Source organism: Rhodococcus sp. 06-462-5, assembly GCF_002258315.1.
Classification (GTDB): domain Bacteria; phylum Actinomycetota; class Actinomycetes; order Mycobacteriales; family Mycobacteriaceae; genus Rhodococcoides.
In genome coordinates this window covers 77263-90626 of the sequence record NZ_NOYD01000005.1, presented here as the reverse complement: position 1 = coordinate 90626, position 13364 = coordinate 77263, and the positions used below count along the sequence as shown (strand labels likewise).

Annotated in this window: 13 protein-coding genes and 1 pseudogene; 5 read left to right on the top strand and 9 right to left on the bottom strand. The window is 64.9% G+C overall.

Going from position 1 to position 13364, the window contains the following annotated elements; genetic code table 11:
* Positions 1-10 precede the first annotated feature (10 nt).
* Entirely contained in the window at positions 11-940 is a 930-nt protein-coding gene (locus tag CH251_RS02820; RefSeq protein ID WP_094611756.1) for an SDR family oxidoreductase, read from the top strand.
* A 30-nt stretch (positions 941-970) separates the two neighbouring features.
* Here the strand turns inward: CH251_RS02820 and CH251_RS02815 are convergent, their stop codons facing one another.
* The 3 genes from CH251_RS02815 to CH251_RS02805 all read right to left on the bottom strand — a co-directional run bounded on the left by CH251_RS02815 (position 971) and on the right by CH251_RS02805 (position 4820).
* On the bottom strand, positions 971-1924 hold the full coding sequence (locus CH251_RS02815; protein WP_094611755.1) for a HAMP domain-containing protein: 954 nt from the start codon (positions 1922-1924) through the stop codon (positions 971-973).
* A gap of 95 nt (positions 1925-2019) precedes the next feature.
* A complete protein-coding gene (locus tag CH251_RS02810; RefSeq protein WP_094611754.1) occupies positions 2020-4383 on the bottom strand; it encodes an HNH endonuclease signature motif containing protein in 2364 nt (787 codons plus the stop codon).
* A 113-nt stretch (positions 4384-4496) separates the two neighbouring features.
* Positions 4497-4820 (bottom strand): helix-turn-helix domain-containing protein, encoded by a 324-nt coding sequence (locus CH251_RS02805; protein WP_256978769.1) that lies wholly within the window; start codon positions 4818-4820, stop codon positions 4497-4499.
* A 61-nt stretch (positions 4821-4881) separates the two neighbouring features.
* On the opposite strand from CH251_RS02805, the gene CH251_RS02800 reads away from it, so the two are divergent.
* Positions 4882-5640, top strand: coding sequence for an SDR family oxidoreductase (locus CH251_RS02800; RefSeq protein ID WP_256978768.1), 759 nt, complete (start codon positions 4882-4884; stop codon positions 5638-5640).
* 41 nt (positions 5641-5681) lie between these two features.
* Here CH251_RS02800 and CH251_RS02795 read toward each other — a convergent pair whose 3' ends face one another.
* The 4 genes and pseudogenes from CH251_RS02795 to CH251_RS02780 form a co-directional block, all read right to left on the bottom strand.
* Positions 5682-6236, bottom strand: a complete 555-nt coding sequence (locus CH251_RS02795) for a DUF6764 family protein (RefSeq protein ID WP_179273571.1) — start codon at positions 6234-6236, stop codon at positions 5682-5684.
* Between the two features lie 668 nt (positions 6237-6904).
* A pseudogene (locus CH251_RS02790) lies at positions 6905-7373 on the bottom strand (MerR family transcriptional regulator).
* 29 nt (positions 7374-7402) lie between these two features.
* Entirely contained in the window at positions 7403-8278 is an 876-nt protein-coding gene (locus tag CH251_RS02785; RefSeq protein ID WP_094611751.1) for an SDR family NAD(P)-dependent oxidoreductase, read from the bottom strand.
* Between the two features lie 43 nt (positions 8279-8321).
* Complete coding sequence (locus CH251_RS02780; RefSeq protein WP_179273570.1) at positions 8322-8786, bottom strand: tRNA (cytidine(34)-2'-O)-methyltransferase; 465 nt, start codon at positions 8784-8786, stop codon at positions 8322-8324.
* Between the two features lie 33 nt (positions 8787-8819).
* Here CH251_RS02780 and CH251_RS02775 point away from each other — a divergent pair, with 33 nt between their 5' ends.
* Genes CH251_RS02775 through CH251_RS02765 form a run of 3 tightly spaced genes read left to right on the top strand, consistent with a single transcriptional unit; the run spans position 8820 to position 10671 of the window.
* Entirely contained in the window at positions 8820-9428 is a 609-nt protein-coding gene (locus CH251_RS02775) for a pentapeptide repeat-containing protein (RefSeq protein WP_094611749.1), read from the top strand.
* 56 nt (positions 9429-9484) lie between these two features.
* Positions 9485-10342 (top strand): bifunctional methylenetetrahydrofolate dehydrogenase/methenyltetrahydrofolate cyclohydrolase, encoded by an 858-nt coding sequence (locus CH251_RS02770; protein WP_094611748.1) that lies wholly within the window; start codon positions 9485-9487, stop codon positions 10340-10342.
* A gap of 11 nt (positions 10343-10353) precedes the next feature.
* Complete coding sequence (locus tag CH251_RS02765; protein ID WP_094611747.1) at positions 10354-10671, top strand: DUF3017 domain-containing protein; 318 nt, start codon at positions 10354-10356, stop codon at positions 10669-10671.
* Positions 10672-10720: 49 nt separating this feature from the next.
* On the opposite strand, the gene CH251_RS02760 is transcribed toward CH251_RS02765, so the two are convergent.
* Positions 10721-11869: a homoserine O-acetyltransferase gene (locus tag CH251_RS02760; RefSeq protein ID WP_373454908.1), complete on the bottom strand. Its 1149-nt coding sequence runs from the start codon at positions 11867-11869 to the stop codon at positions 10721-10723.
* Positions 11863-13212, bottom strand: a complete 1350-nt coding sequence (locus tag CH251_RS02755) for a bifunctional o-acetylhomoserine/o-acetylserine sulfhydrylase (protein ID WP_094611745.1) — start codon at positions 13210-13212, stop codon at positions 11863-11865. Before CH251_RS02755 ends, CH251_RS02760 begins: the two co-directional genes overlap by 7 nt.
* Positions 13213-13364 lie beyond the last annotated feature (152 nt).

The window sequence follows — 13364 nt, the reverse complement described above, 5'->3', positions numbered from 1 at the left end:
GGAGCTTGTCATGGGCCGTACAGCACACACATCCATTCCCGATCTGACGGGAAAGATCGCCGTCGTCACGGGAGCGAGCGACGGGATCGGAACGGTCATCGCCACGCAGCTCGCCCGCTCCGGTGCCGAGGTCGTCATGCCGGTGCGCTCGGCTACCAAGGGGGAGCGGGCAGCCGAATCGATCCGAGTCGCGGTACCGGGAGCGAAGGTCACCACCCGGGCGCTGGATCTGTCGTCCTTGCAATCCGTTTCCGCTCTGGTGAACGATTTCTCATCCGATGGCCGGGCGATCGACATACTCGTCAACAATGCCGGTGTCATGCAGCCACCTGCGCGTCAGGTCACCCAGGATGGATTCGAGCTGCAGTTCGGCACCAATCACCTCGGCCACTTCGCGCTCACGCTCGGTCTGCTGCCGCTGCTGCGGAAAGGTCATGCGCGGGTCACGCATCAGACGAGCATCGCGGCACGGTCGGGGACCATCAACTGGGACGACCTCAACTGGGAGCGTTCCTACGACGTCATGAAGGCCTACAGCCAATCGAAGCTCGCGGTGGCTCTGTTCGCACGCGAACTCGAGGCACGCAGCAGGGCAGGCGGCTGGGGGATCACCAGCAACATCGCCCACCCGGGAGTGTCGCCGACCAATCTGCTTGCAGCACAACCGGGATTGGGGCGGCCGAAGGATTCGGGCAGCAGACGATTGATCGGCGTTCTTGCCCGTGTCGGCATTGCGGGCACTGTGGACAGCGCAGCGCAGCCGGGATTGATTGCAGCCGCGTGTAGTGACGCGGGTGGGGATCAGTTCTTCGGCCCGAAGCGACTCATCGGCGGGCCACCGACCGAGGTCGACATGTGGAAGCCGATGTCCAGCATGGACGATGCGCGTCGCTTGTGGGAGGCCTCGGAACAGCTGACCGGTGTGCGGCTCTCGTCCTGAACGACAATGGTTCTCGACGGTGCTCGGCCGTCACTGCGGGTTGGGTGCTGGCTCCCGGGCATGGTCGACAAGGTCGTGAACCAACCCGATGATGACGTCCATTTGAGCGATGACTTCGACGCGTAATCGGTCCTGCTGCTCCTCCGGCATATGAGGAGTGTCCGGTCGGTCCAGGGACATCAACAGGTCGATGTTGGTGCGTAACGCTGTCAGCGGCTCCATCAGTTCCGCTCCTGCGTCGACGATCAGTTGCCCCTGCCGTGCGCGCGATCGAGACAGGGACGCCAACATCTCGTTGAAGCTGTTGGCGAGCGACGCCAGCTCGTCGTCTCCGTTGACGTCGATGGGCTCGAAATCCCCGGTCCTGGCAACTCGTTCGGTGCCCGCGCGGAGTCGGCGCACCGGCCTGAGTCCGGTACGGGCCACGGCTGCACCGGCGACGCCGGCAAGCGCGACCAGAAATGCTCCGACGATGACGAGGGCGAGTGTGAGCTTGCCGAGTAGCGGTGACGCTTCACTGAGCGACTCGGCCACCATGATCGTTCCGCCGGAGCCGGTGCGTGCTGCCGACAGGTAATAGCCTCGTACCTCGCGCAGCGACTGCTCGACGGTGCCGTCGACGACAGATTTCTCTGCGTCGTCCAGAATCCCGTTGGAATTGGTGAACGGTTCGGTGCCAGTCGTGGACGTCACCAACGTGCCGTCGGGCGTCACCAGAGCGGCCTTCACGGCGGTGCCCTCGGTGTCTTCTATACCGAACCCGAAGAGACCTGCCGGAACGCCGGATGCAGCGCTGGCAATGAGAGCGTCGCTGTTGCGTTGCACGCGGTCCACGATCTGTGAGCGGAGGGCCTGCTCCGCGACGAGGTATATCGCGAGAGCACTCACTGCGACCGCCAGGGCTGCCACGCTCATCGTCAACACTCGGATGCGGCCGTGCAACGACAGTGCTCGGGGGCGAGCGGCTGCACGTTGATTGCTCATTTCTCGAGTATGCCGGTCGACGAGCGACGACCGTTCTGCAGGCCGCATGGACCGACGTCGACGCGGTCAACTGGCCTCCCCGGAGAGTCCGGTCTTCAGAAAGGCGGGGCGTCGGTGTCTTCGGCGGTTGGTTCTATTACCGGCTCGTGGTTGTCGGGTGGGTTGGGGTAGGCGATGATTCCGGAGTTTCGGGGTGTGGTGGGGATGTGTGGTCTGAGGTCGTTGCCGATGATGGGGACGGCTGTGCCGTTGGCGGGCAGGGTGATTCGGGTGGTCTTCGAGGTCGAGGTCCACAGGATCGCTCCGCCGGGGAGCATGACGGCTTTCCAGTAGCCGGCGGTTTTGACGGTGTGGTGGTATTCGCAGAGGCACTGCAGATTGTTGACGGTGCTCCAGCCGCCGCCGAGGGGGTTGGTGTGGTCGAAAGGGTTGATGTGGTCGAGTTGGCAGCGGGCGGCGGGTCGGTGGCAGCCGGGAAAGCGGCAGTGTTTGTCGCGGAGTCGGACCGCTGCGGTGGTGAGAGTGTCGGGGCGGTAGATCAGGGCGCGGTCGGTGAGGGGGTCGCGGGGGACGGATTTTCCGAGGGTGGGGTCGGCGGCGATGGCGGCTTCGAGTGCAGCGGCAAGGGTCGCCGAGCCGAGGTAGATGCCGGAGGGTGTGTGGAGGGTCCGGTTGCCTGACCGGATCGTCGAGGGTAGGTCGGGTGCCCTCATGTTGTGGGCGGGATGTGTGATGGCGTCCAGGTCGAGGGCAGAGCTGTGCCGTGTGCCCCTGCCGACGGGGGTATGGGTGCAGAACATCGCTGCGGCGGAGGTCAGTGACTGTGTCCGTCGTGGTCTGTCTGCGCATCCTGCGGTCTCGGGTGGAGCTGGATCGGACGCTGAATGGGCAGGGGCGTCGTCCGTCTGGCCCTCCATCGGATCCGGTGCTGGCGTTGTCCCCGGTTCCGGCGCGGGAACTGTTCCCTGAGTGGGGATTGTTGTCGGCGGTGGTCCAGTTGTCGGCGTAGGCGTAGGCGCAGGTGCTTGTGCTGGATCCGGTGTTCGAGGTGATTCGCCGGTCGGATCGGGTGTCGAACCAGAAGCTCTCGCTGCACCTCGGGCCGATGCTGCACGCTCTGGTGCTGAATCGGAGCCACGGCCGGCTTCGGCGTCCGGGCCGGAAGCAGAGTCCGCTGCCGTCGCCGGCGACGGGGCTGATGCCGGCGACGGGGCCACGGTGGTCGGCGATGGTGTGGTCGTCGACTCGGTGTCGGTCAACGTGTCGGTGTGCGTGCCGAATTCGGTCTCGGTCTCGGTCTCGGTCTCGGTGTCCGTGGCCGGCGTCTCGGGCGAACCGGTGTCGGTGATCGTGCGGTCCGTTGCCTCGTGTGTTGTCGAGTCGATGTTCGTCGTTGATGACCTTGCCGTTGCCGAGTCGGCGTCCGTGTCCGTGTCCGTGTCCGTGTTCGTGTTCGTTGTCGCCGCATCAGCATCTTCGTCCGGATCCGACCCCGAGTCCGACTCCTGCTTCCGCTCTTTCGGTGTTCGTTCCCAATCCCCGGTCTCCGGGTTCCGAACAGCCAGTCCGAGGGATTCGGCGAGGGTGATCGCTTCGGTGAGCAGGACCTGCCACTGACTGTTGCGTGCAAGTTCCTGCGCGAGGTCGGGGTCGATGGAACCATGACCGGCCAGATACGCAGGGTTGGCGAGTAGTCCGATGAGGGTGGCGATGTCGACGGTGATCATCGTCAACGGCACCCGCCGATCCGGCAACACCGCATCCTTCTTGGGGCAGTTCTCCCGTTGGCACAGGCATTCCAGGCGGGGTTCGCCGTGCATGCGGGCCATGAACGCATCGCACAGGCGTCCCTTCTTCCCGCGCGGATCTTTCGGGCACAGGGTGTCGGCCATCTCCTCGAGCAGCTGCCACGCGGCGGCAGCTTCGGGTGCGGTCAACTCCGCCCGAATGCGGGCCAGTTCCCCGGCCGGGGTGTAGGTGACGGTGCGGAACTTCTTCGCGAACTCCCGCAGTGCCGCGGCTTCCTCGGGTGCGACGCGCACCAGGATGTCCCAGATCTCCTTCTCGAGCGGACCCGGTGAGGACCGTCGGGCCGCTTCGACGATCTCGTCCTCGACCTTCTTGACGATCTCGTCGCTCAGGTTGTCGAGGATCCGGCACACCGTCCGCACCCGCGGGAGGTCGATTTCACCGGTCTCGAACGCGACCTTGAGTAGCGGGAGCCGGGTGTGCAAAGCGACACCGACGGAAACCCACGATTCGGCGACCGTCGCCGAACAGCCCAACGCGACCGCCATTTCGGTGCGCCCGTAGCGGCTGTAATGCTTGTGTTCGGTGTCGAGGGTGATCCAGTCGCAGTGCACGCGGTAGCAGGCGGTGATCTTGCGGGCCGCCTGTCGATTCTCCTCACGTGCGGCAGCGGTCAACGCCTCCAGTGACACAGCTGGCAGTGCACCCATCTTTTCACCCCCCGGTGAGCAACAATTCAGAACGTGCGTTCGAACTGAAGGAAGACTAACCCGGGCCACCGACAAGAAATGGAAAGGCGATTCGGGAGGACCGACTCGTCAGGTCAGGGGCGGTGGTCGGCCGAGCCTGTGCCCTCGTTCCATCGTTGTGCCCATTGCCAGAGTGGCTCGAGTGCAGGCCCCAGCTCATCGCCGAGTTCGGTGAGGCAATAGGAGCCGTCGGAGTCCTTGATCAATACGCGCGCGTCGATGAGGGTCCGCAGTCGCGTCGCGAGCACGCTGGACGAGATGTCGTCGCTGCGTCGCCTGAGTTCGAGGAAGCCGAGCGGCCCGCTCTGCAGCTCCCAGAGGATGCGCATGTTCCATCGCTGTCCCAGGAGATCGAGTACCGCCATCATCGATTGTCGGGGTGCGCTTGCCATTTCCATCGCGCTCGATCATAGTGGTTCGAAAATCGAAGTGGTTCGAAAATCGAAGTGGAGGGTGTCGGTGAAATATCGCGCGGTAGGAAAATCGGTGTTGATCACCGGTGCGTCTCGTGGCATCGGAGCGGAGACCGCAGTGCAGTTGGGTGCGGCCGGGGCGATGGTTGCCGTGAACTATCGAGAGAAGAAGCGCAGAGCCGATGCTGTCGTGCGCGTGATCGAGGAAGGCGGAGGACGCGCACTCGCCGTCGGTGCCGACGTCATAGACCCCGACGCAGTCGGCGCGATGCTGAGCGCCGTCGGAGCCGAATTCGGCGCAATCGACGTTCTTGTTCTCAATGCGTCAGGTGGGCTCGAACTCGGTGCAGATCCCGGCTACGCCATGAGCATCAATCGCGACGCGCAAGTGGCGATGGCTCTAGCGGTCGCCGAGCGCATGAAACCAGGCTCACGAATCGTCTTTCTCACCAGTCATCAGGCGCACTTCTACGGCAGGAAGCCCGTACCCGTCGAGTACGAGCCCATCGCTGCAAGCAAGCGAGCAGGGGAGGATGCGCTGCGCGAAATGATTCCCGAATTGAATTCTCGGGGAATCGACCTGGTCGTCGTGTCCGGCGACATGATCGAGGGCACCATCGTGGTGACTCTGCTGGAGCGACGAAATCCCGATGCGGTGGCCGCCCGCGCCGCGCACGGTCCGCTCCCGACCGTCGCCGAGTTTGCTGCGGCCGTGGCAGCGGCAGTCGTCACGCCGATCGAGAAGTCCGGCCACACCGTATATGTCGGCGGAGCCGATTACCTCGACGAGTTCGTGTCGGGGTAATCGGCTTCGTTCGACTGAATTCGTGTTGTGGAACCGGGCAATCAGCTACCGAGGACGCAGAACTGGCCGCTCGTGAGGTTCAGTGCCAGTGACAGGGGTCCGACACAATCGACGCCCTGAGCCTCCGAGGTAGCGCCGGATCCCCACCCGGCGACTGCGAGAGTCGTCTGTCCGGCGTCGGCCCACGAGTGAGCGATTCCGCCACCGAGTGCCAGTGCGTAGGCAGTGCCTGCATTCTTGCTCGCTCCGAGGGCGACGCCGTATCCGTTGGCGTAGGTGGTCGTCGCGCCGGGTCCGTCGTTGACGCTGACTGCTGTGCCGCTGTCGGCAGCACCTGCGGTGGCCCGTCCGGTGCCGTTCGAGGTGGCTCCGCAGCTTGCGGTGTCGTCGACCTGGATGTCGTTGGCCGAAGGCGGAGACACGCAGTTGACGGGGGCTGCCGACGCAGTGGCCGTGCCAGACAGGGCTGCGACGGTCAATCCCGAGCCCATGGCGAATATCGCTGCGGTGCGGGCAATTCGACTACTGAACCGACTGGACGTGCGCGCGGAGGAGGAGTTGGGGGACGAGAGACGGGGCAGGGAAACAGAGAACAAAAGAAAGCTCCTTCACGAGCGAAACGGGCCGGTGCGGCACACGGTACCCCGCCCCGCGAGTCCATGGCAGCAGGCCGGTGCACTTTGTGTAACGGTGCCACTGGCATCCGGGGATGAATCGTCGTGGAAGTCCGGTTTCTCGCACCCCGGCTGCCGCGGTCGTGGCCGTCCGATGCACGTTCGGGTCGCTGTCGTGTTCCGTGTCCGATACGTCGAAATCTGTTCCATCACTTGATATTTCGGTGAATCAAACAGGTCTCGTGCTCCTGCTCGAGATGGCCGGGGACTCCGAACGGCAGCAATCCTGGGTGCGGGGCGAACGACGAAAAATCGTTACCGGGCAGCTCTCGACCGCCGCCGAAGCAGCGCAGTGGAGACGATGACGGTCACGGCCACAGGCAGACGGATCGAAGCGGAATCGGCCCTGTCGAGCCGCCACGGCGACCTCGACAGTTCGGTGTCACAGAAGAACTACCTCTCCGGCCCGATCGATTTGTCGACGCTCACAACAAGATCCACCTCCGACGCCGACACACCGGCTAGCCCGGACAACTTCTGGAACGCAATGCGAGCCTACGGTGCCGCGCTACCGCAAGTGCCGGCATCGCTGCGGCCGCCCACGAACCCGTCCACCTCCGTCGGCGGCCGGGAACCTGACCTCACGAGTTTCACGGACCGGTGGCACCGCCATACGTCGCGATCTTGTATTCGGTTGCCACGAGCGAGAGTTGCAGTTCTCGGATGCGTCGTCGGACGGTGTCTCGATGCCGGACGAGCATGTCGAGTCGTTCCGGAACGGTGTGTTCTCCGCCGTCGACGAGTTCTACGTAATGCTGGAGGTCGCGCATGGGCATCCCCGACAAACGCATGCGAGTAAGGAACACGATGCGCCGGACGGCCGCGTCGTCGTACCGTCGATGGTCGAGTCGGTCACGCGCAACCTCGATCAGGCCACATCGCTCGTAGTACCGCAGAGTGTGCGCAGAGATGTCGAGGAGTTCGGCAACCTCGGCGATGCCGAGCGGTTCGGCGAGCTCTCCGGGTTTCGATCAGCTCTTGCACCAGTTCGACGGTCAACTGTGCGTCCGAATCCGCCACGGCCGCCAGCGCCCTGTTCATCAAATCCGTCGTCGCCATGAGTACAGAAGATAGTCCGGGTGGAGCCGTCAGACCGGGCGGACGGATTCGGGTACACCCGGGAAGTCGGCGCTCGAGGACAATTCGGCATAGGTCTCCAGAGACGCCAGTTCGCGGCGGTACGCCTCGCGCAGCCGCCGGACGGCCTCGCGTCCAAGAGGAAGGCGCAGGGGAACGGACTCGGCCCCGACCAACTGACGGATGACGAGAGCCGCTCGGTGCGGGTCGCCTTCCTGTCTACCGTCGGCCGCGAGCATGTCGGCCCTGAACTCGCCGAGGAGGTCGGCGTACACACCCACGGGTGCGGCGCGTTCGAGTACGTCGGCGCTGTTGAAGCAGGTCCGAAATCGGCTGGGCTCGACGATCAGAACTCGGATACCGAACGGTGCGACCTCGCCGGCCAGCGCTTCCGACCAACCTTCGAGTGCAAATTTGCCAGCCGAATAGGAGCCGACTCCGGGGAACGATATGCGACCGCCCTGGCTGCTCATCTGCACTATCGTTCCGGTGCCCCGCGCTCGCATTCCCGGCAGCACCGCCCGGGTCAGGGCTGCAGGGCCGACGACGTGTTGTTCGAGCATGTCGCGCAGCCGAGCGTCGTCGACCTCCTCGGCGGAACCGATCTGGCCGACGCCACCGTTGTTGACGAGTACGTCGACGCGTCCGAACCGGTCGATCGCCGCCTCGACGACGGCGGGCGCGGACTGGGTGTCCCGAACATCGAAGGCGATCGGCAGTAGCGACCCTGCGTGTTCGACGAGCAGGTCGTCGATGCGTTCGGGTCGACGCATCGCCGCGACCACGGTGTCGCCTGCTGCCAAGGCGGTCTCGGTCAGAGCGCGCCCCAGACCGGAGGATGCCCCGGTGACGAGCCAAGTGCGTTGTGGAGTAGATATTCGAGTCATGAAACGCACGCTATGACTTCGAGCGCGCTCGAACGCAAACCCGTCAGACGCTGCCTTCGTACCCGTGTTGTCGCCATGCCTCGTACATCGTCACTGCTGCCGCGTTCGCCAGGTTCAACGATCGACGGCCCGGGATCATCGGGATCCGAAGGCGATCGGTCACGTGCGGATCGTCCAGGACGTCGTCGGGCAATCCTGTGGGTTCCGGTCCGAACAGGAGGACGTCGCCGGGTTCGTACGCGACGTCGGCGTAGGACCGGGCAGCGTGAGCGGTGTAGGCGAACACACGAGTCGGTGCCAGCGCAGACCAGGCCGAGGGGAGGTCCGCGTGCACGGTGACCGAGGCCAGATCGTGGTAGTCCAAGCCTGCCCGCTTGAGCTTCGGCTCGGACATGTCGAAGCCGAGCGGGCCCACCAGATGCAGCTCGCAGCCTGTCCCGGCGACCAGGCGGATTGCGTTGCCGGTGTTCTGTGGGATGCGGGGCTCGAAGAACATGAGTCGAAACACCCGGTTCACTCTGCCATCACGAGCCCGGGAAGTATGGGGCAGGTGGACGACGAACAGACAATCGGTGAGGACTTTTCCGACACACGACTGGACGGGCAGGAGTGGACCGGCAGGCAGTTCGTCCGATGTACTTTTCGCGACGCGGACATGAGCGGCGTTCGAACCGACTCGGTGGTGTTCACCGAATGCGACTTCACCGGTACCGACCTGACCGAATCGGTTCACACGAACTCAGCATTTCGCTCGTGCACCATTACTCGGACCAACTTGCAGCACAGCACTTTTCGTCACTCGACGATGATGGGCTCCATGTTCGTCGACAGTCGCATGCGTCCAGCGACCTACGACGAGGTCGACTTCACCCTCGCATCGCTGGGCAACGCGGACCTTCGCGGCCTCGATCTGACGGGGTGCCGGATGCGGGAAGCGAACCTCGTATCCGCAGACTTCCGGAAGGCAACCGTGCGCTCGGTCGATTTCTCAGGTGCCCGCACCGTCGATGCGAAGCTCGACGAGGCGGATCTGCGAGGAGCCGTCGCCGACGCATCGTTGTGGGTGAGCGCGAGCGTGCGTAACGCGAAGATCGAGCTGATGCAGGCGGTGGCCTACGCGGCAGCTCATGGGCTCGTCGTCGAGGGCTGACGGTGGTGATCGGACCGGTGCGCCGCCGCTGACGCCGAACCTGGAACAATGACCGGGTGACTGCAACGATTCTCGATGGCAAAGCGACCCGTGACGAGATATTCGTCGATCTCACCGCCCGCGTGGCAACGCTCCGTGAGAAGGGCATCACCCCAGGTCTGGCGACCGTGCTGGTGGGCGATGATCCGGGTTCGGCCGCGTACGTCCGGGGCAAGCACAACGACTGTGCCAAGGTCGGCATCACCTCGATTCGTCGCGATCTGCCCGCGGACGTCACCCAGGCAGATCTCGAAGCCGTCATCGACGAACTCAATGCCAACCCCGAATGCACCGGCTACATCGTCCAGCTGCCGTTGCCGAAGCATCTCGACGAGAACGCTGCGCTCGAGCGGATCGATCCCGACAAGGACGCCGACGGTCTGCACCCGATCAACCTCGGTCGCCTGGTGCTGGGCAAGGATGCCGCACTGCCGTGTACACCTCGCGGGATCGTGCACCTGCTGCGCCGCTACGACGTTGCTGTCGACGGTGCGCACGCGGTGGTCATCGGCCGCGGAGTGACTGTTGGGCGACCCATCGGCCTGCTGCTGACAAGGCGTTCGGAGAACTCGACAGTCACGTTGTGCCACACCGGAACTCGTGATCTGGCCGCCGAGGTCTCACGTGCGGACATCGTCATCGCCGCTGCCGGAGTGCCCGGGTTGATCACTGCGGACATGGTCAAGCCCGGTGCGGCCGTGCTCGACGTCGGGGTGACCCGCACCGAGGACGGACTGCGCGGCGACGTCGCCGACGGTGTCGCGGAGGTGGCCGGATTCCTCTCGCCCAATCCCGGTGGCGTCGGACCGCTGACGCGGGCCTTCCTGCTCACCAATGTCGTCGAGCGCGCCGAACGCGTCGCCGCCGAGAGCTGAGCGAACCGGACGTGAACGATGCAGAGGATGCACGCAGCGAGCCCGACGCGGGATTTCGCGCGGCAGTTGCTCGCAATCTACCGATCGTCGCAGTCTCGGTCGTCGTCCTCGCCGCACTGATTCTGGTGCTGGCCGATCGCTGGCGGCGCGGCGCATTCATCTTCGGATGCGCCGCGCTGCTGGCAGCCGTCCTGCGGCTGTTCCTGCCCGAAACACGTGTCGGCACACTGCAAGTGCGCAGTCGCGTGTTCGATGTGCTGGCGCTGGGCTGCGTCGGCGGAGCGATCGTCTTTCTGTCCTTGTCGATCGATCCGCTGGGCACCGACTGACACCAGGAGCGGACCCTGCGGGAGCGACCGGACCAGGGCCCTGGCGGTGTCAGCGCCGTCCGAGGCGGGCCAGCTCCATCGTCTCGGCGAGCAGCTTCGCCACCGAATCGGCCTCGGTGAGGAAGCCGTCGTGTCCGTCGCGCGACTGGATCACTTCGAGTCCGCGGCACTGGGGGAGTTCGCGAGCGATCTCCTTCTGCAGTCGAAGCGGGTACAGGCGATCGGAGTCGACTCCGCCGACGATCGTCGGAACCGGTGTGGACGCAAGAGCTTCGGCCACTCCGCCGCGGCCGCGGCCCACATCGTGACGGTTCATCGCCTCGCTGAGCAGGACGTACGTCGCCGCGTCGAACCGGTTGACGAGCTTGGCAGCCTGATGCTCGAGGTAGCTCTGTGCGGAGTATCTGCCGCCGGCCCACGGGTCTTCGTCGTTCTGCGGTGAGTTCCCGAACCTGATGTCGAGTTCGCTCTCGGTCCGGTACGTCAGGTGCGCGATGCGCCGCGCGATGCCGAGTCCGGCCGTCGGCGAGGTGCCGGTGTCGTGATAGTTGCCGCCGAGCCACCCCGGATCGGCCTTGATCGCGGCGATCTGCGTTGTCTGGGTACCGATCTGGTCGGCAGTTGCCCTGGCACCCACCGCGAGTACCAACGCGGCCGCCACTCGGTCGGGATGGCCCACGATCCATTCGAGGGTGCGCATCCCGCCCATCGAGCCGCCGACGACGGCTGCGAACCGCTCGATTCCGAGCACGTCGGCCACGGCCGCCTCGGCAGCGACCTGATCGCGGATGGAGATGTCCGGAAAGCGAGACCCGTACGGCGTGCCGTCGGGAGAGACGCTGCTCGGGCCCGTGGTCCCGCCGCAGCCGCCGAGCACGTTGGTCGCCACCACGCACCACTCGTCGGTGTCGATGGGGCAGCCGGGACCGACCATTCCGTTCCACCAACCGGGCAGAGCGTGATCGCCGTCCGGTGGACCGGACACATGTGAGTCCCCGGTCAGGGCATGTTCGACGAGTACGACGTTGCTGCGGTCGGTGGCGAGTTCGCCCCACCGCTGCACCGCGACGGTGACCTGGGGGATTCGAGAGCCGTTCTCGAGATCGAGACCACCGATGTCGATCGTTCCCAACCGCCCGTCCGGAGACGGAAGAACCGCCTCCGGACGAACGCCTGTGTCGCAGCTGTGACTCAAGATGCCGCCGCGCTGAATCCGACCTCGAGATCGGCGATGATGTCGTCGATTCCCTCGATGCCCACGGCGAGGCGCACCAGGCCGGGAGTGACGCCCGACGCCAGCTGCTCGTCCGGAGTCAGCTGGGAATGCGTGGTGGATGCGGGATGGATGACGAGTGAACGCACGTCTCCGATGTTAGCGACGTGGCTGTGGAGAGTGAGTGCGTTGACGAACTTCTTGCCCGCGTCCACACCACCCTTGAGCTCGAACGCGATGATCGCGCCCTGCCCCTTCGGCAACAATTCCTGCCCGCGCTGGTACCACGGCGACGATTCGAGTCCGGCGTAGTTGATCGAGACGACGTCGTCGCGACCGGCGAGGAAGGCGGCAACCTTCTGTGCGTTCGCCACGTGCCGCTCGATCCGCAGGCTCAACGTTTCCAGACCCTGGCTGATGAGGAAGGCGTTGAACGGCGAGACCGCAGCACCGATGTCACGCAACAGCTGAACGCGTGCCTTCAGTGCGAATGCGGGCGCACCCAGATCGGCGAACACGACGCCGTGGTAGCTGGGATCCGCGGTGGTGAAGTTGGGATGCCGGCCCTGCGTCCAATCGAACGTCCCGCCGTCGACGATGACGCCCGCGATGGCCGTTCCGTGTCCGCCGAGGTACTTCGTCGCGGAGTGCACCACGATGTCGGCACCGTGCTTCAACGGCTGCAGCAGGTACGGCGTCGCCACGGTGTTGTCCACGATCAGCGGGATGCCGTTCTCGTGGGCCACTGCCGAGATCCCCGGGATATCGAGGATGTCGTTCTTCGGGTTCGAAATCGACTCGCCGTAGAACGCCTTGGTCGACGGAGTGATCGCCGCACGCCACTGCTCGAGATCGTCGGGATCGTCGACGAACGAGACGGTGATGCCCAGCTTGGGGAGCGTGTAGTGGAACAGGTTGTACGTGCCGCCGTAAAGACGCGGGCTCGACACGATGTGGTCGCCCGCCTCCGCGAGGTTCAGGATCGCGAACGTCTCGGCGGCCTGACCCGACGCGAGCAGAAGTGCCGCCACGCCACCCTCGAGGGCGGCGATGCGCTGCTCGACGACATCCTGAGTCGGGTTGATGATGCGGGTGTAGATGTTGCCGGGTTCTGCCAGGCCGAACAGCGCAGCTGCGTGATCGGTGTTGTCGAACGTGTACGAGGTGGTCTGGTAGATGGGCAGAGCGCGAGCCCTGGTGGTGCCGTCCGGGGTCTGACCCGAGTGGATCTGCTTGGTCTCGAAGCTCCAGTCGGCTGCGGGATCGGTGAACGGATCCTCGGTGGGCGCTCCGGTGGCGTCGACGACGTCGGGGGTGGAATCGGTCATGGCTGGTGATACTCCGTTTTCTTTAGACGAGTCTGTCTAAGACGAATCGAATGTCGAATGAAGCTCGAGAAGTCGAGCGCTACGGGGCGTATCGGTACAGCAACACATGAGAGAACCTCCTGACAGGCTTCGGACCCGGGGGACCGAAGGTT

What these genes read in the sequence shown, in the direction of transcription:
- CH251_RS02805 (WP_256978769.1), bottom strand. Translation starts at nt 4,820, where the DNA reads ATGGAAATGGCAAGCGCACCCCGACAATCGATGATGGCGGTACTCGAT.
- CH251_RS02815 (WP_094611755.1), bottom strand. Translation starts at nt 1,924, where the DNA reads ATGAGCAATCAACGTGCAGCCGCTCGCCCCCGAGCACTGTCGTTGCAC.
- CH251_RS02785 (WP_094611751.1), bottom strand. Translation starts at nt 8,278, where the DNA reads ATGACTCGAATATCTACTCCACAACGCACTTGGCTCGTCACCGGGGCA.
- CH251_RS02810 (WP_094611754.1), bottom strand. Translation starts at nt 4,383, where the DNA reads ATGGGTGCACTGCCAGCTGTGTCACTGGAGGCGTTGACCGCTGCCGCA.
- CH251_RS02820 (WP_094611756.1), top strand. Translation starts at nt 11, where the DNA reads ATGGGCCGTACAGCACACACATCCATTCCCGATCTGACGGGAAAGATC.
- CH251_RS02775 (WP_094611749.1), top strand. Translation starts at nt 8,820, where the DNA reads ATGGGGCAGGTGGACGACGAACAGACAATCGGTGAGGACTTTTCCGAC.
- CH251_RS02755 (WP_094611745.1), bottom strand. Translation starts at nt 13,212, where the DNA reads ATGACCGATTCCACCCCCGACGTCGTCGACGCCACCGGAGCGCCCACC.